Source organism: Streptomyces sp. NPDC038200 (assembly GCF_055600785.1).
Genome location: NZ_JBVJYH010000035.1, coordinates 44,911 through 68,192 on the forward strand (window position 1 = coordinate 44,911; position 23,282 = coordinate 68,192).

Annotated in this window: 25 protein-coding genes; 13 read left to right on the forward strand and 12 right to left on the reverse strand. The window is 72.6% G+C overall.

Annotated elements, in window-relative coordinates; translation table 11 throughout:
- The first annotated feature begins 83 nt into the window (after positions 1-83).
- Complete coding sequence (locus ACZ7KF_RS39830) at positions 84-884, forward strand: site-2 protease family protein (protein WP_471086999.1); 801 nt, start codon at positions 84-86, stop codon at positions 882-884.
- Here the strand turns inward: ACZ7KF_RS39830 and ACZ7KF_RS39835 are convergent.
- The 3 genes from ACZ7KF_RS39835 to ACZ7KF_RS39845 are packed head-to-tail and all read right to left on the reverse strand — an operon-like array spanning position 874 to position 2,948.
- Positions 874-1,119, reverse strand: coding sequence for a hypothetical protein (locus tag ACZ7KF_RS39835; protein WP_471087002.1), 246 nt, complete (start codon positions 1,117-1,119; stop codon positions 874-876). The two genes, ACZ7KF_RS39830 and ACZ7KF_RS39835, sit on opposite strands and share 11 nt — an antisense overlap.
- Positions 1,120-1,132: 13 nt before the next feature.
- Positions 1,133-1,837 carry an NADPH-dependent F420 reductase gene (npdG, locus tag ACZ7KF_RS39840; protein WP_471087005.1) on the reverse strand — a complete coding sequence of 235 codons (705 nt, stop codon included), beginning with the start codon at positions 1,835-1,837 and terminating at the stop codon, positions 1,133-1,135.
- A 37-nt stretch (positions 1,838-1,874) separates the two neighbouring features.
- The gene (locus tag ACZ7KF_RS39845) at positions 1,875-2,948 is read right to left on the reverse strand and encodes a sialidase family protein (RefSeq protein ID WP_471087008.1); all 1,074 of its coding nucleotides are present in this window, start codon (positions 2,946-2,948) and stop codon (positions 1,875-1,877) included.
- A 79-nt stretch (positions 2,949-3,027) separates the two neighbouring features.
- On the opposite strand from ACZ7KF_RS39845, the gene ACZ7KF_RS39850 reads away from it, so the two are divergent.
- Positions 3,028-3,627, forward strand: a complete 600-nt coding sequence (locus ACZ7KF_RS39850; RefSeq protein ID WP_471087011.1) for a hypothetical protein — start codon at positions 3,028-3,030, stop codon at positions 3,625-3,627.
- A gap of 125 nt (positions 3,628-3,752) precedes the next feature.
- Positions 3,753-5,039 carry an MFS transporter gene (locus ACZ7KF_RS39855; RefSeq protein ID WP_471087014.1) on the forward strand — a complete coding sequence of 429 codons (1,287 nt, stop codon included), beginning with the start codon at positions 3,753-3,755 and terminating at the stop codon, positions 5,037-5,039.
- On the opposite strand, the gene ACZ7KF_RS39860 is transcribed toward ACZ7KF_RS39855, so the two are convergent.
- Positions 5,040-5,273, reverse strand: a complete 234-nt coding sequence (locus ACZ7KF_RS39860) for a hypothetical protein (protein WP_471087017.1) — start codon at positions 5,271-5,273, stop codon at positions 5,040-5,042.
- A 58-nt stretch (positions 5,274-5,331) separates the two neighbouring features.
- Between ACZ7KF_RS39860 and map the strand changes: the two genes are divergently transcribed.
- On the forward strand, positions 5,332-6,189 hold the full coding sequence (map, locus tag ACZ7KF_RS39865) for a type I methionyl aminopeptidase (RefSeq protein WP_225827876.1): 858 nt from the start codon (positions 5,332-5,334) through the stop codon (positions 6,187-6,189).
- Positions 6,190-6,333: 144 nt separating this feature from the next.
- A complete protein-coding gene (locus ACZ7KF_RS39870; protein ID WP_471087020.1) occupies positions 6,334-6,981 on the forward strand; it encodes a biliverdin-producing heme oxygenase in 648 nt (215 codons plus the stop codon).
- Here the strand turns inward: ACZ7KF_RS39870 and ACZ7KF_RS39875 are convergent.
- Complete coding sequence (locus ACZ7KF_RS39875) at positions 6,978-7,622, reverse strand: PhzF family phenazine biosynthesis protein (protein ID WP_471087023.1); 645 nt, start codon at positions 7,620-7,622, stop codon at positions 6,978-6,980. The two genes, ACZ7KF_RS39870 and ACZ7KF_RS39875, sit on opposite strands and share 4 nt — an antisense overlap.
- A 236-nt stretch (positions 7,623-7,858) precedes the next feature.
- Here ACZ7KF_RS39875 and efeO point away from each other — a divergent pair, with 236 nt between their 5' ends.
- Genes efeO through ACZ7KF_RS39895 form a run of 4 tightly spaced genes read left to right on the forward strand, consistent with a single transcriptional unit; the run spans position 7,859 to position 12,089 of the window.
- Entirely contained in the window at positions 7,859-8,995 is a 1,137-nt protein-coding gene (gene efeO, locus ACZ7KF_RS39880; protein ID WP_471087026.1) for an iron uptake system protein EfeO, read from the forward strand.
- 15 nt (positions 8,996-9,010) lie between these two features.
- Positions 9,011-10,261: an iron uptake transporter deferrochelatase/peroxidase subunit gene (gene efeB, locus ACZ7KF_RS39885; RefSeq protein ID WP_471087029.1), complete on the forward strand. Its 1,251-nt coding sequence runs from the start codon at positions 9,011-9,013 to the stop codon at positions 10,259-10,261.
- Positions 10,262-10,264: 3 nt separating this feature from the next.
- Positions 10,265-11,137 (forward strand): iron uptake transporter permease EfeU, encoded by an 873-nt coding sequence (efeU, locus tag ACZ7KF_RS39890; protein WP_471087032.1) that lies wholly within the window; start codon positions 10,265-10,267, stop codon positions 11,135-11,137.
- The gene (locus tag ACZ7KF_RS39895; RefSeq protein WP_471087035.1) at positions 11,097-12,089 is read left to right on the forward strand and encodes an SCO2278 family lipoprotein; all 993 of its coding nucleotides are present in this window, start codon (positions 11,097-11,099) and stop codon (positions 12,087-12,089) included. Before efeU ends, ACZ7KF_RS39895 begins: the two co-directional genes overlap by 41 nt.
- Before the next feature lie 54 nt (positions 12,090-12,143).
- On the opposite strand, the gene ACZ7KF_RS39900 is transcribed toward ACZ7KF_RS39895, so the two are convergent.
- The 5 genes from ACZ7KF_RS39900 to ACZ7KF_RS39920 form a co-directional block, all read right to left on the reverse strand.
- Complete coding sequence (locus ACZ7KF_RS39900; protein WP_471087038.1) at positions 12,144-12,881, reverse strand: bifunctional DNA primase/polymerase; 738 nt, start codon at positions 12,879-12,881, stop codon at positions 12,144-12,146.
- A 213-nt stretch (positions 12,882-13,094) separates the two neighbouring features.
- Positions 13,095-13,709, reverse strand: coding sequence for a TetR/AcrR family transcriptional regulator (locus ACZ7KF_RS39905; RefSeq protein WP_471087041.1), 615 nt, complete (start codon positions 13,707-13,709; stop codon positions 13,095-13,097).
- Positions 13,710-13,738: 29 nt separating this feature from the next.
- Complete coding sequence (locus tag ACZ7KF_RS39910; protein WP_471087043.1) at positions 13,739-14,716, reverse strand: small ribosomal subunit Rsm22 family protein; 978 nt, start codon at positions 14,714-14,716, stop codon at positions 13,739-13,741.
- A 126-nt stretch (positions 14,717-14,842) separates the two neighbouring features.
- On the reverse strand, positions 14,843-16,024 hold the full coding sequence (locus tag ACZ7KF_RS39915) for a serine hydrolase domain-containing protein (RefSeq protein ID WP_471087046.1): 1,182 nt from the start codon (positions 16,022-16,024) through the stop codon (positions 14,843-14,845).
- Complete coding sequence (locus ACZ7KF_RS39920) at positions 15,964-17,268, reverse strand: multidrug effflux MFS transporter (protein ID WP_471087049.1); 1,305 nt, start codon at positions 17,266-17,268, stop codon at positions 15,964-15,966. The genes ACZ7KF_RS39915 and ACZ7KF_RS39920 overlap by 61 nt, the downstream gene beginning before the upstream one ends.
- A gap of 85 nt (positions 17,269-17,353) precedes the next feature.
- On the opposite strand from ACZ7KF_RS39920, the gene ACZ7KF_RS39925 reads away from it, so the two are divergent.
- Positions 17,354-18,370, forward strand: a complete 1,017-nt coding sequence (locus ACZ7KF_RS39925) for a Gfo/Idh/MocA family protein (RefSeq protein ID WP_471087067.1) — start codon at positions 17,354-17,356, stop codon at positions 18,368-18,370.
- Between the two features lie 56 nt (positions 18,371-18,426).
- Positions 18,427-19,242, forward strand: a complete 816-nt coding sequence (locus tag ACZ7KF_RS39930; RefSeq protein WP_471087052.1) for an SDR family oxidoreductase — start codon at positions 18,427-18,429, stop codon at positions 19,240-19,242.
- A gap of 243 nt (positions 19,243-19,485) precedes the next feature.
- Here ACZ7KF_RS39930 and ACZ7KF_RS39935 read toward each other — a convergent pair whose 3' ends face one another.
- Positions 19,486-20,700, reverse strand: coding sequence for a D-alanyl-D-alanine carboxypeptidase family protein (locus ACZ7KF_RS39935; RefSeq protein WP_471087055.1), 1,215 nt, complete (start codon positions 20,698-20,700; stop codon positions 19,486-19,488).
- Between the two features lie 209 nt (positions 20,701-20,909).
- Positions 20,910-21,236, reverse strand: coding sequence for a nuclear transport factor 2-like protein (locus ACZ7KF_RS39940; RefSeq protein ID WP_471087058.1), 327 nt, complete (start codon positions 21,234-21,236; stop codon positions 20,910-20,912).
- A gap of 129 nt (positions 21,237-21,365) precedes the next feature.
- Here ACZ7KF_RS39940 and ACZ7KF_RS39945 point away from each other — a divergent pair, with 129 nt between their 5' ends.
- Together ACZ7KF_RS39945 and ACZ7KF_RS39950 are read left to right on the forward strand one after the other, a co-directional pair.
- Positions 21,366-21,911, forward strand: a complete 546-nt coding sequence (locus ACZ7KF_RS39945; protein WP_471087061.1) for a DoxX family protein — start codon at positions 21,366-21,368, stop codon at positions 21,909-21,911.
- A gap of 592 nt (positions 21,912-22,503) precedes the next feature.
- The coding region (locus ACZ7KF_RS39950) for a ribonucleotide reductase N-terminal alpha domain-containing protein (protein ID WP_471087064.1) at positions 22,504-23,282 on the forward strand (779 nt) is incomplete at its 3' end.

Genomic DNA, 23,282 nt, shown 5'->3' on the forward strand with positions numbered 1-23,282 from the left:
GCCACCGCGAGACGTTTTCCCCACGTGTCGGCGGCCGGTACGGTCGCAGTCCCCGATCATCCCGGCCGAACAGGAGTCCGACCATGACCACCGCCACCACCCGCCACGGCGACCGACGGGTCAGCCCCGTCTTCGTCGGCATTCTGGCCGTGACGGCGGTGACCGGCTGGGCCACCTGGGCCGGGTTCGCCGCGCAGCCCGGTGTCGCGGTGTTCCTGTTCGTGACCGCGGCCTGGATCGTCTCCCTGTGCCTGCACGAGTACGCGCACGCGCGCACCGCCCTGCACGGCGGGGACATCACGGTCGGCGCGAAGGGCTATCTCACGCTGAACCCGCTGAAGTACACGCACGCGCTGCTGAGCATCGTGCTCCCGGTGGTGTTCGTGATCATGGGCGGGATCGGCCTGCCCGGCGGCGCGGTGTTCATCGAGCGGAACCGGATCCGGGGCCGCTGGCGGCACAGCCTGATCTCGGCGGCCGGCCCGCTGGCGAACGTGCTGTTCGCCGCGGTGTGCACGGCCCCGTTCTGGCTGCACGCCCTGGACGGGGTGCCCGCCGACTTCCGGTACGCGCTGGCGTTCCTCGCGCTGCTCCAGGTGACGGCGGCGATCCTGAACTTCCTGCCGGTGCCGGGCCTGGACGGCTACGGGGTGATCGAGCCGTGGCTGTCGTACAAGGTGAAGCGGCAGGTGGAGCCGTTCGCCCCGTTCGGCCTGCTGTTCGTGTTCGCGCTGCTGTGGCTGCCGGCGGTCAACGGCGCGTTCTTCGACATGATCGACACGATCATGCGCGCGCTGAACGTGGACTACTTCTCGCAGTACTGCGGGCAGGATCTCTACCGGTTCTGGCAGGGCACCAACGAGTACTGCTCGGTCAGCCCGTGACGGACTCGCTGCGGGCCGCCTTCTCGCGCTTCACGTAGTACCAGGTCATGTTGGACGACAGACCGGCCAGCAGCACCCAGACGATCCCCAGCCAGCTGCCCCGGGCGAAGGAGACGACGGCCGCGGCCACGGCGAGCACGCAGACGGCCAGGGTGGAGAGGGCGATGCGGGGCATGGGGGTCGGCTCCTGTCGGGGACACGGGTCGGAACTGCTTCGCCGACCAGTGTCCCCCATGGCCGCCCGTGGCTCACACGTCGGTGACGCGGAGCCCGGCGTGCGCCTTGTACCGGCGGTTGACGGAGATCAGGTTCGCGACCAGGGACTCGACCTGGTGGGCGTTGCGCAGCCGGCCCGCGAAGACGCCGCGCATGCCGGGGATGCGTCCGGCGAGCGCCTGCACGATCTCCACGTCGGCGCGCTCCTCGCCGAGCACCATCACATCGGTGTCGATCTGCTCGATCTGCGGGTCCTGGAGCAGGACGGCCGACAGGTGGTGGAAGGCGGCGGCGACCCGGGAGTCCGGCAGCAGTGCGGCGGCCTGCTCGGCGGCGCTGCCCTCCTCCGGCTTCAGGGCGTAGGCGCCCTTCTTGTCGAAGCCGAGCGGGTTGACGCAGTCCACCACGAGCTTGCCGGACAGCTCCTCGCGCAGTGCCTTCAGGGTGTCGCCGTGGCCGTCCCACGGTACGGCGACGATCACGATGTCGCTGCGGCGCGCGGTCTCGGCGTTGTCGGCGCCCTCGATGCCGTGGCCGAGTTCGTCGGCGGCCGCCCGGGCGCGCTCGGCGGCACGGGAGCCGATGATCACCTTCTGGCCGGCCCGGGCGAGCCGGTAGGCGAGGCCCTTGCCCTGCGGTCCGGTGCCGCCGAGCACACCGACGACGTACCCGGAGACGTCGGGCAGGTCCCAGGGGTCCTTGGCGGGGGCCTTCTGTGCACTGTCGCTAGAGGTCATGGCCCGACTCTACGTCCGCGGCCGGGTCCGTACAGGCTCAGGTCAGCCGGTGTACGGGCACCCGGCGGAAGGTGATCGTCTCGTAGCTGCCGAAGTCGCCCGTCTCGTACAGCAGCCCCACCGTGTGCGGGTCGACGCGGACCAGGTCGGAGTAGGCGGCGGGGAGTCCGTCGACGGTGAACGCCGGGCGCCAGGTGGTGCCGCCGTCGGTGGAGGCGCGCAGGGTCATCAGGGCGCGGGCGGCGGGGTCGGCCGGGCCGGAGAAGAGCAGCAGGTCGGGGTCGCGGAGCTGGAGCACGGAGCCCTCGCAGACCGGCGCGGTCAGCCCGGCCTGCGGCCGGAAGGGCTTCACGAGCGTCTTGCCGCCGTCCTTGGAGTGGGCGTCGGCGCGGTTGCCGGGGGACGGCGAGTCGTTGCGGGTGTTGAGATAGACGCGGCCGTCGGGGAGTTCGGCGGCGGTGGTCTCGTTGACGTTGACGTATCCGTCGGTGTTCTCGTCCAGGTAGCCGAGGTACCAGGTCTGGCCGTGGTCGTCGCTGAGCAGGCAGTGCCCGCTGTTGTACCTGGCCTCGGCGCCGGTGTCGGTGCCGGTCGGCGGCAGGGTGTGGTTGGCGGGGACGAGGACGCGGCCGGAGGTCAGCTGGAGGGCGTGGCCGGGGGTGGTGGCGTACCAGCGCCAGCCGGGCTTCTTCACCTGCGGGGTGATCTCCCTCGGCTCGGACCAGGTGACGCCGTCGTCGTCGCTGTGCCGCACCCAGACCCGGCGGCCGTCGGCGTCCTCGACCTGGCCGCGCAGGATGGCGGCCTCGGTGGCGGAGGCGGCGGCGCGGATGTGCACGAGCAGGATCCGGCCGGTGTCCAGGACGACGGGGGCGGGGTTGCCGGCGAGGTTCCCGCCGTTGTCCGCGGCGACCTGGAGCGGGCCCCAGGTGCGGCCGCCGTCCGTGGAGCGTTTCAGCACGATGTCGATGTGCCCGTGGTCGGCGGCGGAGTCGACCCGGCCCTCGCAGAAGGCGAGCAGGGTGCCGGATCGGGTGGCGACGACGGCGGGGATGCGGAAGGAGGCGTATCCCTCGTGGCCCGCGCGGAAGGGGACGGTCACGTCGGTCATCCCCCCACCCTCCCCACGTCGGGCGAATTCGGAGTGAACTACGCGTCACGAGTGGTGGGTTGCGGCAGGATGCGGTCACATGGACGCCGTACGGGTCGCGTTGCTGCGGGAAGTGCTCGCCGGGACCGGGTGGCTGGGAGCCACCCGGAGGTTCGCGGGGGTGCTGCGGGGATCGGTGGTGGCGCACGGCGGCGGGCTGCTGCTGGTGGGCACGCCGGAGTACGAACCGTGGCATCTGGCCGCGCACTTGGTGGACGAGGCGGCCTGGTCGGGCACGCCGGAGCTGGCGCCGACTCTGGTGCGGCATCACGCGCGCCCTTCCGATCCCGCGCATCTGGCGGTCGGGCCGGGCCGGCTCGCGGCGGCCCGGCGCGGGGAGACCCTGCTGGTGGTGGCACCCGAGGAGCCCGCGCCGCTGCTGGAGCGGGTCCACGCGGCGCGGCGGGCCGGGGTCACGGTGCTGGCCCTGGGCGCCGGTACGGGCGAGCTGGCCGCCATGGCGCACGAGACGCTGGCCGTGCCGGACGGGACGGACCTGGACCTGGACACGGTGCAGCACCTGGTCAGCGCGGCGGCCGGGGAGAACGCGGGTGTCCCGCCGCGGGGCCGGCGGGGTTTCCGGGAACGCCTGTCGAGGCTGACGGACGCGCTGACGGCCCCGCCGCCGACCCTCTGGTGACCGCCTCCCGCCACTCGACTCGGCCGGGACGAGTGGGGATGTGGGCGGCGGGGACCGCGGCGGGGCCCAGGTGGGCGGGTGGAAAAACGGTTGCCTGACGGTCTCGGCAGCCCCAGCATGCCTCAGTGACCCGCGCCCTCCTCCCCGACCTGTCTCCCTGGAAGACCTCCCCCGATTTCCGGCGCCTGTGGAAGTCCGGTCTGATCAGCAACTTCGGCAGCTTCCTGACCTTCGTCGCGCTCCCCGTCCAGCTGAAGGACCTCACCGGCTCGGCGGCGGCCGTCGGCGCGATCGGCGCGGTGGAGCTGCTCCCGCTCATCGTGTGCGGTCTGTACGGCGGCGCCCTCGCCGACGCCCTGGACAAGCGGAAGCTCATCGTGTGGACGGAGGCCGGCCAGGGCCTGCTCAGCGCCGCCCTGCTGCTGAACGCGCTGCTCCCGCACCCCTCGGTGTGGCCGCTGTACGCCGTCGCCGCTCTCTCCTCGGCCCTGGTCTCCGTCCAGCGGCCGGCCCTCGACTCGCTGTGGCCCCGGATCGTCGCGCACGAGGACATGCCGGCCGCGGCCTCCCTGAACTCCCTGCGCTGGACCGTCGGCGGGGTCGCGGGCCCGGCGGTGGCGGGCGTCGTCGTCGCCTACGCGGGCCTCGGCTGGGCCTACGCCGCCGATCTGCTGACCTTCGTGCTCTCGCTGGCGTACATGGCACGGGTCGCCCCCTCCCCCGCCGCCGAGGAGGCCGCGAAGCCGGATCTGAAGGCGATCGCGGAGGGCGCCCGGTACGCGTGGAGCCGCAAGGAACTGCTCGGCACCTACGCCGTCGATCTCGCGGCGATGTTCCTGGCGATGCCGCTGGCCGTCCTGCCGTTCCTCGCCGACGACCTGCACGCCGAGTGGGCGCTCGGGCTGATGTACGCGGCCCTTCCGGCGGGCGCGCTGCTGGTGAGCCTGACCAGCGGCTGGACCTCCCGGGTGCACCGGCACGGGCTGATGGTGGTGCTGTCGGCCGCCGGCTGGGGCCTGGCGGTCGCGGTGGCCGGTGTCTGCGGGAACGTGTGGCTGGTGCTGCTGTTCCTCGCCGTCGGCGGCGGCTTCGACATGGTCAGCGGGGTCTTCCGGGCAGCCATGTGGAACCAGACGATCCCGGACGAGCTGCGCGGCAGGCTCGCCGGGATCGAACTGCTGTCGTACTCGGTCGGCCCGCAGCTGGGCCAGGTCCGGGCCGGTGGCACGGCCGCCTGGGCGGGCGTACGGGCCTCCGTCTGGTCCGGCGGGCTGGCCTGCGCGGGCGCGGTGGGGCTGCTCGCACTGTGCCTGCCGGGGCTGATGACGTACGACGCCCGGACGAACGAGCACGCGGTGCGGATGCGCGAGCGGCGCGCCGCGGCGGCGCAGGGACCGGAGGTGCGGGCCTGATCAGGTCTCTTCGGAGTTCCCGCCCGCGGCGGCGTCGTGCCAGCGCGGGTCGTTCTCCCACTGGAGGTTGCGCTCGGCGGCGGTCTCCATCGCCCGCCGGGCCTCCTCCGGGGAGGCGTACGGCCCGAACCGGTCCTTGCCCGGGCAGTCCGGGCCCTCCTCGACCTTCTTGTGTTCCAGGCAGTAGTACCACTCGCCCGGCTTGCCGGCGGTGCGCTTCTTGAACAGGGCCATGAACAGCTCCTCTCGCCACCGACATGTTCCCCCATGTCCGCTGGTTAGACTCGCTGGCATGTCTGGCCAGTCGCTGCTCGTACCAGGGGAGCTGTCTCCCATCCGTTCGGTGCCCGGAAACATCCGCCGCCCCGAGTACGTCGGCAAGCCCGCGCCGACGCCGTACACCGGGCCGGAGGTGCAGACCTCCGAGACCATCGAGGCGATGCGGATCGCCGGCCGTATCGCCGCGCGGGCGATGGCGGAGGCCGCGAAGATCATCGCGCCGGGGGTCACCACCGACCAGTTGGACAAGGTGGCCCACGACTACATGTGCGACCACGGCGCGTACCCGTCCACGCTGGGCTACCGCGGCTTCCCGAAGTCGCTGTGCACGTCGGTCAACGAGGTCATCTGCCACGGCATCCCGGACTCGACGGTCCTGCGGGACGGCGACATCGTCAACCTGGACGTCACGGCGTACATCGGCGGGGTGCACGGTGACAACAACGCCACCTACCTGGTCGGCGAGGTGGACGAGGAGTCGCGGCTGCTGGTGGAGCGCACGCGCGAGTCGCTCGACCGGGCGATCAAGGCCGTGAAGCCCGGCCGGCAGATCAACGTCATCGGCCGGGTCATCGAGTCGTACGCCAAGCGCTTCGGCTACGGCGTGGTCCGCGACTTCACGGGCCACGGCATCAACTCATCGTTCCACTCCGGGCTGATCGTCCCGCACTACGACAGCCCCCACGCGACGACGGTCGTGCAGCCGGGCATGACGTTCACGATCGAGCCGATGCTGACGCTGGGCACCCACGAGTACGACATGTGGGACGACGGCTGGACGGTCGTCACCAAGGACCGCAAGCGGACCGCGCAGTTCGAGCACACGCTGGTCGTGACGGACACCGGCGCGGAGATCCTGACGCTGCCCTGACCCCCGTGACCGCCACCGAGCCCGCTCCCCGCCGGAGCGGGCTCTCTCTTGTACGCTTTTACCGACACACTGTCGGCAAAGTTTCCGACACGAGGTCGGCAAGGCCGTTGACTTAGGTAAGCCTTACCTTAGAGGATGCGCCTCATGGACTCCTTCTCGTCCCTCATCCGCACCGCGTCGCACGAGCAGCACGCGGAGGCGGAGACCTCGACGTTCATGCGCGATCTGCTCGGCGGCCGGCTCGGCGTGACGGCCTACGCGCGCTACACCGAACAGCTGTGGTTCGTCTACGAGGCCCTGGAGAGCGCGGCCGGGCGGCTGGCGGCGGACCCGGTGGCCGGGCCGTTCGTCCGGCCGGAGCTGTTCCGGCTGCCCGCCCTGGAGCGGGACCTGGCACATCTGCGGGGTGCGCACTGGCGGACGGGACTGACCGCCCTGCCCGCGACCCGGCAGTACGCGGACCGGGTCCGGGAGTGCGCCGAGCGCTGGCCCGGCGGCTATGTCGCCCACCACTACATCCGGTATCTCGGCGACCTCTCCGGCGGCCAGATCATCCGGGACCGGGCGGAGCGGACCTGGGGCTTCGCGAAGAAGGGCGACGGCGTCCGCTTCTACGTCTTCGAGGGGATCGCCAACCCGGCCGCGTTCAAACGGGACTACCGGGAGCTGCTGGACGCCATAGGGGTGGACGACCTGGAGCGGCAGCGGGTCGTGACGGAGTGCAAGCGGGCGTTCGCCCTGAACACGGCGGTCTTCCGGGCCCTGGGCGAGGAGTTCCCCTTGAGCGCCTAGCGTTCCAGGAACACCCGGCCCCCGACCTCCACCCAGCCGTGCGGCTGCGGTGCGGTGAGGATCTGGGAGCCCCGGCCCTGGATGATGTTGAGGGCCCGGCCCAGGCGGTCGGTGAGGAGCAGCGCCGCCGCGCCGGTGGCCTCGTCCTCGTCGACGCCGTCGCCGCGGCCGGGGAAGGCGCGGGCCCGGACGCGTCCGGCCGCCTCGTCCTCCCAGGCCCAGGCGTAGACCCACTCCCCCGGCGGCGGCACCTCCAGCGCGTCCACCTCGGCGGCGCTCGGGTACTGGCGCAGGGTCCGCGCCGGCGCCCACTCCGCGCGGGCCTCGATCCAGCTGAACTCGCCGTCCAGCCGTACTCCCACGACCCCGGCGGGCGTGACCAGTTCGGGCACGTCGAGCAGCCAGGCCGTACCCACGCACGGGTGACCGGCGAACGGCAGGCGCAGCGTGGGCGTGTAGATGTCGATCACTCCGCGCTCGGGGTCGTCCACGAACACGGTCTCGCTGAAGCCGAGTTTGGCGGCCAGCTCCTGCCGGTCGCTCCGCTCGGGCAGCACCGAACCCTCGCGGACGACACCCAGCTCGTTGCCGTAGCCGCCACCTGGTCCGCAGAAGACGCGGAGCACGTCGTAGTCAGTCACCCGGGAATTGAAACACCGCGCCCCCCGCCGGCGCCCCGGGTGCGGGCGCCGCGGGGCCGGGCCGGGTGCCTTGGCCGGGTCTTTGCCGTCCCCTGGCATCGACTTTGAGCCATCGCGATCCGGCCGTGCCCGGGAGCCGACCGTGAGAGCTGAATCACGACCCGCAGGGGTATGGGTGAGGTAAGCCTCATGTAAGTTAGGGCAGCCTCACCAGATCAGATCCGCTTGGAGCCTGCATGCGAGCCGTCCGACTGACCGTCACCGCCGCCGCCACCGCGGCCGCTCTGACCGCCCTCTCGGCCTGCACCGCGAAGAGCGATGCCAAGGACGGCGACGCCATCCAGGTCACGGCCGCCGACGCGAAGTGCGAGACCTCGGTGAAGTCCGTTCCGGCCGGACACGTCACGCTGAAGATCCAGAACAAGGGTTCCAAGGCGACCGAGGTCGAGATCCTGTTCCCGGACGACCGGATCGTCTCCGAGAAGGAGAACATCGGGCCGGGCACCAAGTACACGCTCACCGCCGAGGTGAAGGCCGGCTCGTACGAGATCGCCTGCCGGCCGGGCATGAAGGGCCACGGCGTCCGGCAGAAGCTGACCGTCACCGGCGGCGGCACGACGGCCGAGCGCGACCCCAAGCTGGACACGGCCGTCGCCCAGTACCGCATGTACGCGCAGGACCAGGCCGACGAGACGCTGCCGAAGGCCGAGACGTTCGCGAAGGCGGTCAAGGCGGGCGATCTGGACGCGGCGAAGAAGGCGTACGGCCTCTCCCGCCTCGGCTGGGAGCGCACCGAGCCGGTCGCGGAGTCCTTCGGTGACATCGACCCCAAGGTCGACGTCCGCGAGGACGGCCTGGAGGACGGCCAGAAGTGGACCGGCTGGCACCGGCTGGAGAAGGCCCTCTGGCAGGACAAGAAGATCGGCGCCGAGGAGAAGGCCCTCGCCGACCAGCTGGTGAAGGACCTCAAGGACTGGCAGGGCCGGGTCGGCAAGGCCGAGATCACCCCGACCTCCATGGCCAACGGCGCCAAGGAGCTGCTGGACGAGGTCGCCACCGGCAAGGTCACCGGCGAGGAGGACCGCTACGCGCACACCGACCTGGTCGACTTCAAGGGCAACGTCGAGGGCGCCCAGAAGGCCTACGAGCTGCTGAAGCCGGTCGCCGCGAAGAACGACCCGGCGCTGGCCAAGGAGCTGGACCGGCAGTTCGCGGCGCTGGACACGCTGCTCGACAAGTACCGCAAGGACAAGACGTCGTACGACTTCGTCTCCTACGACAAGGTCACCAAGGAGCAGCGCAAGGAGCTGTCGGACGCGGTGAACGCGCTCGCCGAGCCGCTGTCCAAGCTCGCCGCCGCGGTCGTGAAGTAGGCAGGGGGCAGGGCGATGACCGAGACCCAGGAGAACAACCCGTCGCGCCGGTCGCTGATCGGCTGGGGCGGTGCCGGGCTCGCGCTCGGGGCCGCCGTGGCCGGCGGGGCCGTCGCGATGGCCAGGACGGGCGACGACGTGGACCCGGTGGCCGCCGAGACGGGCGGTGCGGTGGAGTTCCACGGCGTCCACCAGGCCGGCATCGCCACCCCGGTGCAGGACCGGCTGCATTTCGCCGCGTTCGACGTGAAGACCGAGGACCGCGACGCGTTCGTCCGGATGCTGAAGGACTGGACGGCGGCGGCCCGCCGGATGACCGCGGGCAAGGCCGTCGGCGAGGGCGCGTACGGCGGGCTCGCCGAGGCCCCGCCGGACGACACCGGCGAGGCGCTGGGGCTCAAGCCGTCCCGGCTGACACTGACGATCGGGTTCGGGCCGTCGCTCTTCGACAAGTTCGGGCTCGCGGACCAGCGCCCCGAGGCCCTGGTCGACCTGCCCAAGTTCCCCGGCGACAACCTGGACCGGACCCGCACCGGCGGCGACCTGTGCGTCCAGGCCTGCGCGGACGACCCGCAGGTCGCCGTGCACGCCATCCGCAACCTGGCCCGGATCGGCTTCGGCAAGGTCGCCATCCGCTGGTCCCAGCTCGGCTTCGGCAAGACCTCCTCGACCACCCCGGACGCGCAGACCCCGCGCAACCTCATGGGCTTCAAGGACGGCACCCGCAACATCGCGGGCACCGAGACCGACCGGCTGAAGAAGTTCGTCTGGGTGGGCGAGGGCGACGGGCCGGCCTGGATGACCGGCGGGTCGTACCTGGTCGCCCGGCGCATCCGCATGAACATCGAGACCTGGGACCGCACCTCGCTCCAGGAGCAGGAGGACGTCTTCGGCCGCGACAAGCGCGAGGGCGCCCCGGTCGGCAAGGCCAAGGAGCACGACGCGCCGTTCCTGAAGGCGATGAAGCCGGACGCGCACGTGCGGCTCGCGCACCCCGACTCCAACAACGGCGTCACCATCCTGCGCCGGGGCTACTCCTTCACCGACGGCACCGACGGCCTCGGCCGCCTGGACGCGGGCCTGTTCTTCCTCGCCTACCAGCAGGACGTGCGCAAGGGCTTCATCCCGTTGCAGCGCCGGCTGGCGGCGCAGGACGCGCTCAACGAGTACATCCAGCACGTGGGTTCGGCGGTCTTCGCGGTGCCTCCGGGCGTCCGGGACTCCGGCGACTGGTGGGGCCGCACGCTGTTCTCGAAGGAGGCGTAGCCCGTGTTCTCCAACTACCTGATCGGCCTGCGCGAGGGTCTGGAGGCGTCGCTCGTCGTCTGCATCCTGATCGCCTATCTGGTCAAGACCGGCCGCAAGGACGCCCTGCGGCCGATCTGGACCGGCATCGGCATCGCGATCGCCATCGCCATGGGCTTCGGCTGCGCCCTGGAATTCGGTTCGCAGGAGCTGACGTTCGAGGCGCAGGAGGCGCTCGGCGGCTCCCTGTCGATCGTCGCCGTGGGCCTGGTGACCTGGATGGTGTTCTGGATGCGGCGCACCGCCCGGCACCTGAGGTCGGAGCTGCACGGCAAGCTCGACGCGGCCCTCGCCCTCGGCACGGGCGCGCTGGTCGCCACCGCGTTCCTCGCCGTCGGCCGGGAGGGCCTGGAGACCGCGCTGTTCGTGTGGGCGTCGGTGCACGCGGCCTCGGACGGCACCCCGCGCCCGCTGGTCGGCGTCGCCCTCGGCCTGGCCACCGCCGTCCTGCTCGGCTGGCTGTTCTACCGGGGCGCTCTGAAGATCAACCTGGCCAAGTTCTTCACCTGGACCGGCGGCATGCTGGTGGTGGTCGCGGCGGGCGTGCTGGCGTACGGCTTCCACGACCTGCAGGAGGCGAACTGGGTCCCGGGCATCAACGAGCTGGCCTTCGACATCAGCGACACCATCCCGCCGGACAGCTGGTACGGCACCCTGCTGAAGGGCGTCTTCAACTTCCAGCCGGACCCGACGGTCGTCCAGATCACGGTGTGGGCGCTGTATCTGGTCCCGGTGCTCACGCTGTTCCTCTCCCCGGTAGGGTTCGCCTCCGGGAAGGGGAAGGTGAAGGAGCCCGATGACCAGGGAACGCAGCCGTCGACGGCCTCGCAGGGCTGACCGCAACGCACTCATAGCGGCCTCGCTGACCGCTTTGTCGCTGACGGCCAGCGGATGTGTGGTGGTGCACGGGGAGCGCGAGGTGCTCCCCGCCGCCACCCGCGCCGAGGCCGCCAAGGCGCTCACCGCGTTCACGGACGCGTACAACAAGGCCGACAAGGCCTACGACAGCTCCCTGGACGCGGCCCATGTCACCGGCGCCCTCGCCGACATCGACTCCGCCCGGCTGAAGGCGGGGCACGTCAACAGCCCGTCCGGGAACGCGAACCACACCCCGCTGACGCTGACGGACGTGAAGATCACGATCCCCGAGAAGGCCGGCTGGCCCCGCTGGTTCGTCGCCGACGCCAAGGGCAACAAGGGCGGCGACTTCCGCTGGGTGCTGGTGTTCACCCGCAACGACCTCGGCGAGCGGTGGCAGGTGGCCTATCTGACGCTCATGGCGCCCGGTACCGTACCGGAGTTCAGGAAGAACGACGACGGCTGGGCCGAGGCCGTGCCGGCGGACACCGCGCAACTGGCCGTCCCGCCGGACGAACTGAGCAAGACGTACGCCAGCTACCTGAAGAGCGGCGGGAACACCTTCGCGGACGGCCGCGACACCAGCGGGCTGCGCGCGGACCGCAAGAAGGCGGCCGAGAAGCCCGGCCTGGTCCGGCAGTACATCGACGAACCGCTCACCCACGGCGACTACGCGCCGCTCGCGCTGCGCACGGCGGACGGCGGGGCGCTGGTGTTCTTCACCACGCACCACTACGAGAAGCAGACCGCCTACAAGGGCGCCACCGTGCCGGTGACGAACAACGCCGTGCGAGCCCTGATCAAGGGCGACGTGAAGCAGAACCTGACGCTGGAGTCGATCGCCAACGAGGCCGTGCTCGACCCGGCCGGCAGCGGTCCGGTGCGGATGCTGGGACGCGTCCAGGGACTGACGGCCGCGCAGGGCGATTAGGCCGCCGACCGGCCCGTGGTGGCCGGCCCGAGGTCGCCGGTCAGTGGTCGCCGGTCAGTGGTGCAGGGGCCAGGTCGCGCCCTGGCGGCCGGCCTCGGTGCCCGCGTGCCGGGCGCAGGCGTCGGTGAGCGCCTCCAGCAGGCTCAGCGGATCGGGCAGCGGATGCTCGGGGCCGCGCACCCAGCGCACCTGCTGGCCGTCGTCGCCGGGCAGCCGGGCGGGCGGTACGAGGACGTAGGAGCCCCGGCAGTGCCAGCGCAGGCCGGGATGCTCGTCCATCGTCTCGGGGTGGCAGTCCAGCTCGCAGGGCCACCACTCGTCCTCGTCCTCGGGGGTACCGCGGGTGAGGGTGAAGAACAGCACGCGGCCGTCGTCGCTCTCGGCGACCGGCCCCACCTCGACGCCGGAGCCGAGCAGCCGGTCCAGGGCCTCGCGGCCGGCCTCCAGGGGCACGTCCAGGACGTCGTGCACCATGCCGGTGGCGGTGATGAAGTTCGCCTGCGGCTGGTGCCGGGCCCAACGCTCGATCTGGGCGCGATCGGTGGTGGACTGCGTCTGCCAGGCGAAGGACACCGGGTGCCGGGCCGGGGTGGGGCAGCCGACACGGTCGCAGGAGCAGCGGTACCCGGGGGCGGGGTGCGCGGCGGGGGCGAGCGGCAGTCCCGCACCGGCGGCGGCGAGCAGCAGGGCCTCACGGCTGCCGTCGTCGGCGGCCTCCTTCGGCCGGCGTCCGCGCAGCCACTGGGAGAGTTTGCCCTGCCGGCCGGTCCGGCCGCCGAACGTCGCGCTCATCTATCCCCTCGGTCTGGAGGTCAGCTGGTGATCAGCCGGTGGTGCACCTGGCGGTCAGCCGGGTGTCCCGTCGGGTGGTCGCCTCGCCGGTGTGCGGACAGCATGCCTCATCGTCCCATCTTCTTGTGCTCCGGGGTGCCGAAGGGACGGTTCCGGCGCAACGGGACGAGACGTGCCTCACAGCCCGCCCGGCCGGCGGGGCGGGCGGGGACGTCACCGGGGTGCGATGCCGTGCAGCGCGTACTCGACCAGGGTGTCCGTGTAGTCGTACGAGATCGGTCCGGTGCGTTGCAGCCACCGCTGCGTCAGCGGCGAGACGAACAGCTCCAGCGCGATCCGGGGATCGACGTCGGCCCGTACCGCCCCGGCGTGCTGCGCCGAGCGCAGGCGGTCGATGTACAGCTGGAGCTGCGGTTCGAGGAGCTTGGCCACGAACACGCGGCCGACCTGCTCGTTGACCACGCCTTCCGCGGCCAGCGCCCGCGACTGCGCCTCGAGGCCCGGGTCGGTCAGCTCGTCCACCGTGGCCCGCAGCACCGCCTTGAGGTCGGCGGCCAGGTCGCCGGTGTCCGGGATGGCGTCCGTCTCCTGCCCCGCCGCCCGGGCCGCCTGCTCGGCGAGGTCCAGGAACGCCTCCAGCAGGACGTCCGCCTTGGAGGACCACCACCGGTAGATGGTCTGCTTGCCGACCCCGGCCCGGGCGGCGATCGCCTCGACGGTGGTCTTCGGGTAGCCGACCTCCGCGACCAGGGCGAGGGCGGCGGCGTAGATCGCCCGGCGGGACTTCTCGCTGCGGCGGGTGGCGTCGGGGGCGGGCTTGTTGACCATGGGGTCGAAAGTAACAAGTGCCGGCGGCGCTACGACACGGATCCGTACGGCGGCCAGGCGTCACCCCAGTCGGCGTCCCGGGCGGCCTTGTACAGGTCGCCGTGGCGCTTGGTGACCGTCGTGCGGCGCAGCTGCTCCTCGGCCTCGCACAGGTCGAGGAGGACCTGGCCCTTGCGAATCTGCGGGCGGCGCACCACCCGGGCGGGGGCCGGTTCGGCGGGCAGGCGGGTGGCGGCGACGTAGGCGAACTTCTCGTCCTCGTACGCCAGTGAGCCGCCCTTGACCTGGCGGTGCAGGGAGGAGCGGCCGACCCGGGCGGAGAAGTGGCACCAGTCCGTGCCGGGCACGATGGGGCAGGCGGCGCTGTGCGGGCAGGGGGCGGCGATCCGGAAGCCGGCCCGGATCAGCCGGTCGCGGGCCTCGATCACCCGGTCGTAGCCGGCCGGGGTGCCGGCCTCGACGATCACGACGGCCTGCGCGGCGCCCGCGGCGGCGTCGACCAGGGCGGCGCGGTCGGCCTCGGCGAGTTCGTTGAGGACGTACGACACGGTGACCAGGTCGGTGGCGTCCAGGGTGAGGTCCGCGCCGATCCGGGCGCGCCGCCAGCGGGCCTCCTTCAGGGCCGGGTTGGCGGCGGCGATCTCCCGGCCGAGGGCGAGGGCGGGCTCGGCCCAGTCCAGCACGGTGACGCTGCGCCCGCCGGGCCAGGTCGCCGTGACGGCCCAGGTGGCGGCGCCGGTGCCGCCGCCGACGTCGACATGGCTGCCGGGCGTCCAGCCGGGGACGGCGTCGGCGAACGCGTCCAGCGCCGAGCGGACGGCCTCGAAGGTGGCCGGCATCCGGTAGGCGGCGTACGCGGCGACGTCGGCGCGGTCGCGGAGGATCGGCGCGTGGGTGGGGGTGTCGCCGCGGTAGTTGGCGATCAGGCGGTCCACGGCCGCGGCCACCTCCGTGGGGGGCAGACCGTCGAGCAGTTCGGCCAGTGCGGCGCGGAGGGGGTCGTTCACCCGGTGATTCTATGGCGCCGCCACGCCGGTGCGGGACCCGCCGGGGGCTCCGCCCCCGGACCGCCGTCGGGGGCCCGTCGGGGGCGGGCGGCGTGAGGGACGGGGGCGTCTGTTCGGTGGTGGGGGTCAGACGACCGCTCTGGCCAGGTGGGTGCCCAGAGCCGCCCTCGGCCCGCTGTCCGGTGGCCGGCGACATGGGTGCACGGTGTTGGCCAGCAGGATCAGGAACGTGTCCGTCGCCGGGTCCAGGACCAGCGACGTGCCGGTGAAGCCGGTGTGGCCCGCCGCGCCGCGGCCCGCCAGCTCGCCCATGAACCAGCGCTGGTCCAGGGCGAAGCCCAGGCCGGGCGGGGTGAACAGCAGCTCCACGAAGTCGGGGCCGAGGATGCGCGCGGGACCGTAGGAGCCGCCCGCGAGCAGGGCGCGGCAGAAGACGGCGAGGTCGGGCGCGGTGGAGAAGAGGCCCGCGTGTCCGGCGATCCCGCCCAGCGCCCAGGCGTTCTCGTCGTGGACGACGCCCCGCAGCATGCCCCGGTCGGCCTTGGCCCACGGGCGCCGCTGGTCCTCGGTGGCCGCGGCGCCGGGGCAGGGCCCGAAGCGGGTGGCGGTCATGCCGAGCGGCCGGGTGATGCAGTCCCGGACGAGGACGTCGAGGGCGCGGCCGGTGATGCGCTCCAGGACGGACTGGAGCAGCAGCATGTTCAGGTCCGAGTACGCGTACCGGCCCGGCGCGGTGGCCGGTGCCTCGGCGCGCAGCAGGTCCAGCCGGCTCGCGTCGTCCGGGCAGTCGTACAGCGGCAGTTCGGGGCGCAGCCCGGAGGTGTGGGTGAGCAGCTGGCGGACCGTGATGCCGTGCGCGGCGGCGCCGTGGAAGTCGGGCAGGTAGTCGCCGACGCGGGCGTCGATGCCGAGGGTGCCGCGCTCGATCTGCTGCACGGCGACGACGGACGTGAACAGTTTGGTGAGGGAGGCCAGGTCGAAGGGGGTGCCGACGGTGACCGGGACCCGGGCGGCGGGCGGCAGTTCGACGCCGGTGCCGGTCTCGGGATCGTGGCCGGCGTAGCGCACCGCCCAGCCCGCGGCCTCGGCCACGGCGATCACGGGCCCGCGGCCGGCCAGCACCACGACGCCGGCCGCCCAGGGGCGCTCGCCGACGGTGAGGGCGTGCGCCGCGGCGACCAGGTGTTCCAGCTCGACGGGGTCGAACCCGGCCCGTTCCGGTGTGCCGGCGCGCAGTCTCGGTGCGCTCAGCTCTCGTCTCCCTCCGACCCCGCACGGGAGTTCTCCCGTGTCGTCCAGGGACGGCACATTCCCATGAAGCAGGCCGCCGCGACCAGTGCTCCGGCCAGTTGGACGACGGCCATGGGCACCGCGGTGTGTTCACCGGCGACGCCGACGAGCGGCGAGGCGACCGCGCCGACGAGGAAGGAGGAGGCGCCGAGCAGCGCGGAGGCGGAGCCGGCGGCGTGCCGGGTGCGCAGCAGGGCGAGGGACTGGGCGTTGGGCAGGGTGATGCCCATCGCGGACATGATCACGAACAGGGCGGCGGCGACGGGGGCGAGGCCGACCTCGCCGAGGGCGCCGGAGGCCATCAGCAGCAGGGCGGTCGAGGCGAGCACGATCACCGCGAGTCCGGTGCCGAGCACCTTGTCCAGGCTGACCCGGCCCACCAGCACCTTGCCGTTGACCTGTCCGGCGATCACCAGGCCGACCGAGTTCAGGCCGAACAGCAGGCTGAAGGTCTGCGGGGAGGCGCCGTAGATCTCCTGGACGACGAAGGGCGAGGCGGATATGTAGGCGAACAGCGCGGCGAAGGCGAAGCCGCCGGCCAGCGTGTAGCCGGTGAAGGGCAGGTCGGCGAGGAGGCCGCGCATCGCTCGCAGGGCCTCCCGTGTTCCGCCGCGGTGCCGGTCGGCGGGCGGCAGGGTCTCGGGCAGCCGCAGCCAGACGAGGGCGGCGAGCGCGGCGCCGACCAGGGTGAGGACGACGAACACGCCCCGCCAGTCCGTCACCCGCAGGATCTGCCCGCCGATGAGCGGCGCGACGATCGGGGCGACGCCGGAGATCAGCATCAGGGTGGAGAAGAAGCGGGCCATGGCCACGCCGTCGTGGAGGTCGCGTACGACGGCCCGTGCGATGACGATGCCCGCCGCGCCCGCCAGCCCCTGCGCCAGCCGGAAGGCGACGAGGGTCTCGACGTTCGGCGCCACCGCGCACAGGAGGGTCGCGACGAGGTAGACGGCGAGTCCGGCGAGCAGCGGCCGGCGGCGGCCCCAGCGGTCGCTCATCGGGCCGACCACCAGCTGTCCGAGGGCCATGCCCAGCAGGCATGCGGTGAGGGTGAGCTGGACGGTGGCGGCGGGCGCGTCGAGCGAACGGGTGACCTCCGGCAGGGACGGGAGGTACATGTCCATCGCGAGCGGCGGGGTGGCGGTGAGGCCGCCGAGGACGAAGGTGACGAGCAGGCCGGTGCGGCGGGTGGCGGCCGATGGCGCCGTGGTGCCGGACCCCTGTTCCGTTGCCGCTGCCGGTGCCGCCGCGTGCTCGGGCATCTGTCTCCTCCCTGGGTGGAACGACCGGCACCTATGCTCTCAGCTCGTACACACTGCCGAGGCACACATGAGCGAGGGCGGGGACATGGCGGAGCAGCGCGTGCGGTGGGGGATTCTCGCGACGGGCGGGATCGCGGCGGCGTTCGCGGCGGATCTGGTCGATCTGCCGGACGCGGAGATCGCCGCGGTGGCCTCCCGCGGCCGGGAGTCGGCGGAGGCGTTCGCCGAGAGGTTCGGGGTGGCGCGGGCGTACGGCGACTGGGCGTCGCTGGCGGCGGACGAGGACGTCGACGTCGTGTACGTCGCCACTCCGCACGTGGCGCACCGCGCGGCGGCCGGGCTGTGCCTGGAGGCGGGCCGGAACGTGCTGTGCGAGAAGCCGTTCACGCTGAACCTGCGCGAGGCGGAGGAACTCGTCGCGCTGGCCCGTGAGCACGACCGCTTCCTGATGGAGGCGATGTGGATGTACTGCAGTCCGCTGGTGCGGCGGCTGCGGGCGCTGGTGGCCGACGGGGCGATCGGCGAGGTGCGCACGGTGCACGCGGACTTCGGGCTCGCCGGGCCCTTCCCCGCCGCGCACCGGCTGCGGGATCCCGCGCTGGGCGGCGGGGCCCTGCTGGACCTGGGGGTGTATCCGGTGGCGTTCGCGCAGCTGCTGCTGGGCGAGCCGGACGCCGTGACCGCGAGCGCGGTGCTGTCGCCGGAGGGTGTCGATCTCCAGACCGGTGCCGTGTTGTCCTGGGAGAGCGGCGCGCTGGCCTCGGTGCACTGTTCCATCGTGGGCGGTACGGCGGTCACCGCCTCGGTCACCGGCTCGCGCGGCCGGATCGACGTCCCGTCCGGCTTCTTCCATCCGGACCGGTTCGTGCTGCACCGTGACGGCCGCGATCCCGAGGAGTTCACCGCGGACCCGGCGGACGGGCCGCGCACCAGCCTGCGGCACGAGGCGAGGGAGGTCATGCGCGCGCTGCGGGCGGGTGAGAAGGAGTCGCCGCTGGTGCCGCTGGAGGGCACGCTCGCGGTCATGCGCACGCTGGACGCGATGCGCGAGCGGGTCGGGGTGCGGTATCCCGGGGAGGAGCGGGCCACCGTCGCGGGGTAACCGTATGGCGGACACTTGATTCCGCATGGCGGACTTCCCGCCTACGCTGCGGAACCATGACTGACAGGCAATCGAAGATCGCGGTGGTGACCGGGGCCGGTTCCGGGATCGGGCGGGCCGTGGCCGTGGAGCTGCTGCGCGCCGGCTGGCGTGTGGCGCTGGCCGGCCGGCGCGCCGAGCCGCTGGCGGAGACGGCGGCACTGGCGGAGACGGCGGGGTCGGCGGAGACGGTGGAGGCGGCGGGGTCGGCCGAGACGGCGGCGCCGGAGGCGGCCTCGCTCGTCGTGACCGCCGACGTCTCCCGGCCCGAGGACGTGGCGGCGCTGTTCGCGGCGACCGTGGACCGGTTCGGCCGGGTGGATCTGCTGTTCAACAACGCGGGCACCTTCGGGCCCGGCGGCGTCCCGGTCGAGGAACTGTCCTACGCGGCGTGGCGGCACGTGGTGGACACCAACCTCAACGGGGCGTTCCTGTGCGCCCAGGCGGCCTACCGGCAGATGAAGGAGCAGGACCCGCAGGGCGGCCGGATCATCAACAACGGTTCCGTCTCGGCCCACGCGCCCCGCCCGCACTCGGTCGCCTACACCGCGACCAAGCACGCGCTGACCGGCCTGACCAAGTCGCTCTCCCTGGACGGGCGGCCGTACCGCATCGCGGTCGGGCAGCTCGACATCGGCAACGCCGCCACGGACATGACGGCCCGTATGCAGACGGGCGCACTCCAGGCGAACGGGGAGGTGACCCCGGAACCGGTGATGGATGTGGCCGATGTGGCGCGCACGGTACGGCACATGGCCGAGTTGCCGCTGGAGGCCAACGTGCAGTTCGCGACGGTACTGGCGACGACGATGCCGTACATCGGGCGGGGCTGAGCCACGCCCTCCCGCCCACACAAACGGAATTCGAACGTCCGCGGCATTGCGAGCCGTCACGGACGTATGCTCAACTTTCCTCCACCTGAGCTTCACACTTGAAGTACGCACGTTCCGCAGCCACTCCGAGGGGGGAGGCGGCGGCCGTTCCACCGGACCGGGAGGTGGGGGTGGGCCCCGCGGCGGACCGCGGGGGCGCACACCGGTCGGTGGAACGGCCGCCGCACGACGTGGCCCGGCCCGTCAGCGCCGGCGCCGGCGCCTGCCCCCCGTCCTGGTCTCCTCGCCCTCGGGCGTCGCCACGGTCCGCCCCAGGCGGCGGCGCAGGGCCCAGCCCCCCGCTCCCAGCAGCGCGATCGCACCGGCCGCCCCCTCCGCGACCTGCCACGCCGAGCCGCCCCCGGACGATGCCGGGCCGGGCGCGCCGGCCGCCGCCCGCACGGTCTTGCGCGTCGGCGCCGGGCGCACGCCCGCCCCGCCCTCGCTGAGCGGTTCGACCAGCGTGCCCACCGCCTGGGCCGAACGCCCGTGCGTGAAGCCCCAGTCGAGCAGCGCGGCGGTCTGCTCGTAGACGGCGTTGCCCCCGGCCTCGGGGTGCATCACGGTCACCAGCAGGGTGCGCCCGCCGCGGGTGGCCGCGCCGGTGAAGGTGTTGCCGGCGTGACTGGTGTAGCCGTTCTTGACACCGATCAGGCCGTCATATGTCTTCAGGCCCCACGCCCCCGTGAGCAGGCGGTCGGTGTTCTGGATCTGGAAGGTCTTCTTGCCGCCCGCCGGGAAGTCGGCGGTCCTGGTGCCGCAGTAGCCGCGGAAGTCCGCGTCCTTCAGGCCGTGCCGGGCGAAGAGCGTGAGGTCGTACGCCGAGGAGAGCTGCCCCTTGTGGTCGAAGCCGTCCGGGCTGACCACACGGGTGTCCAGGGCCTGCAGATCCTCGGCCTTGGCCTGCATCTCGGCGACCGTGGCGGCGATGCCCCCGTTCATGTGGGACAGCACGTGCACGGCGTCGTTGCCGGAGCGCAGGAACACGCCCTGCCACAACTGCTCGACGGTGTAGGTGATGCCGGGCTTGATGCCGACCAGGCTGGAGCCGGCGGGGACGTCGGCGAGGTCGGCGTCGGTGACCTTGTACCGCTGGGCGCGGTCGAACTTCTTCAGCACGGTGTCCGCGAACAGCATCTTCAGCGTGGACGCGGGTGCGAGCCGCCGGTGCGCGTCGAACGAGGCGAGCACCTCGCCGCTCGTGCAGTCGGCGACCAGCCACGAGTGGGCGGTCAGCTTCCTGGGCAGCCCGGAAGCGCCCCGGACCTGGACACCGGTACGGGCCAGCCGTTCGCCGCCGATGACCGTGGCGGCGGCGGCCTCGGTGGCCGTGGACAGGGGGAGGGCGGCGGACAGGGGAAGGGCGGCGGCCGTCAGCCCGAGGACGGCACGTCGGCTGAGCCGGGAACATTCACGCACCCGGGGACCGTACACCGCTTCGAGCAGGGGATTCCCGATCGGAGGGCGGGGACGGTCCGGAATTTGCCGCGTTATGAAAAACCGATGAACTACCCCGGTTTCTCAGCCCTTACACACCCTTGATCGAGGGTGGCCCACAGGTTCTGGTCCCCGCGCCCCGGGGCGCCGGGAGTCGATGCGCCCGCGCGGGCGGGGCCGCCGCGGTCCGCTCAGGCCTGCCCGGTCTCGAAGCGGGTGATCTGCCCGCCGTCGTCGACCGTGAAGGACCACTTGGTCTGCATCTCGCCCCAGGTGTCGTTGCGGTAGCGGGCGCGGAGGGTCCGGCCGCCGTTCGACTCCCTGTCGACGTCCAGGTGTCCGTGGGAGGAGAAGATCTCCCGGTCGATCCAGTCGGCGAGGTCACGGTCGGAGCCGTCGTCGGACATGGTCGCCCCCGGCGCGAGCAGCGACATGAAGCCCTCGCGGTCGTGGGAGTTGACCGCGTGGACGAAGGCCCGGACGGCCGGATCGCTGAGCTTGGCTGGCTGAATCGTCATGCCGCCAGGCTCACACCGCTTCCCGGGGCCCGCCACCCGAACGGCAGCCAGGGCGGGCCGGGCGGGGCCGGCGGTGCGAGGGTGGAGTCGCGGGAGGGGACCTGTCCGCCTGTCTGCTGGGGAGTCACCGTGAGCTGTTACGACCGACGTGATCTGGGCCTGCTGCTGCTCCGGCTGAGCACTGGCGGGGTGCTGGCGGCGCACGGCGCGCAGAAGCTGTTCGGCTGGTTCGGCGGGCACGGCCTGGAGGGTACCGGCCAGTTCATGGAGTCCGTCGGCTACGCGCCGGGCAGGGCGAGCGCGACGGCGGCGGGCCTGGCGGAGACCGGCGGCGGGGTGCTGCTGGCGCTGGGCCTGGCGACCCCGGCGGCGGGCGCGGCGGCGGCCGGCGCGATGGCGGGGGCGGCGTCGGTGCATCTGCCCAACGGCTTCTTCGCCCAGGAGGGCGGCTACGAGTACGCGGCGAGCCTGGGGCTGGCCGCGGCCGGTCTCGCCGTCTCCGGGCCCGGCCGGCTCTCCCTCGACCATGCCCTCGGACACGTCTTCGACCGCGGCTGGATGGTCCCGGTCGCCCTCGGCGTGACGGCGGCGGCGACGGCCGTGGTGGTGGGGACGCGGAACCAGCGGGTGCGGCGGAGCACGGAGGGCGAGCAGGAGGCACTCTTCGAGGAGTGAGGCAGGCCGGACCGACGGCCGAACCGACCGGTCCGACCGAGCCGCCGAGCCGACCGGTCCGCACGAACCGGCGACCCGCCGAACCGACCGGTCCGACCGAGCCGCCAACCCGCCGAACCGACCGGTCCGACCGAGCCGCCGAGCCGGACCGGCGACCGCCGAACTGCCCGACCGTTCGGGCGAGTTGTGGCCGTCTCGCGAGGCCGGTCCGGCGGGGGGCGAACACACTGACGACTTTCGGCCATCTTTGAGCCGCCGTCGCTTCCTTCCCACCCGCCACACCCCGCTTCCCGACCGGCCGGGGCCCGGCCGCGCACCCTCCACAGGCGTCGCCGAAGAGCCCGCGGAACCCTTGTCTCGCCTGGCTCCGGAGCTCTGATTTCGTTCGTTGTCCGAACAACGAACACACCTCGGGACACTACATCTGGGGTCCGTTGCCAGGGGAGACACAAGATGTATGCTCCCACCTGATTTCGGCGACACCTGAGACGCCCACGGCACAGCGGGCCCCTCGGGCACTGGCGTCTGTCTTGCCACGCCTTGCCTCCCCTGTGTCCCGGGCCACGTTTTCCATTCAACGAGGGAGCACCACGTGACCATGGCTCCGAGCCGTCCGGCCTCGCTCACCGAGGAGCAACTGCAGCAAGATCTGGAGCCCGCGCTGCTGCGGACGCTGTCCGAGCTGACCGCCGACCTGCCCGACGCCGACCCTGGCCGGGTCGCCGCCGCCGCGCTGCGCGGCCGGTCCGCGCGGGCCGACGAGGCGGAGCTGCGCGAGCTGGCCACGGAGGCCGCCGCGGGCCTCATCGCCGAGGACCCCGCCTACTCGAAGCTGGCCGCCCGGCTGCTGACGATCGGCATCCGCCGTGAGGTCGGCGCGCAGGGGGTGACGTCCTTCACCGAGTCGGTCGCGCTCGGCCACCGTGAGGGGCTCGTCGCGGACGGCACCGCGGATTTCGTCCGGACCCACGCCGAGCGGCTCGACGCGCTGGTCGACTCCGCCGTGGCGGAGGGCGCCGACGACCGGTTCGGCTATTTCGGCCTGCGCACCCTCTACACCCGATACCTGTTGCGCCATCCGGTCACCCGCAAGGTCGTGGAGACGCCCCAGCACTTCATGCTGCGCGTGGCGAGCGGTCTGGCGGAGGACCACTCGGAACGGTCGGTGGACCAAGTGGCGGCCCTCTACGGCCTGATGAACCGCCTGGACTACATGCCGTCCTCCCCCACCCTGTTCAACTCCGGCACCCCGCACCCGCAGATGTCCGCGTGCTACCTGCTCGACTCCCCCCTGGACGAGCTGGACTCCATCTACGGCCGCTACCACCAGGTCGCCCGGCTCTCCAAGCACGCCGGCGGCATCGGCCTGTC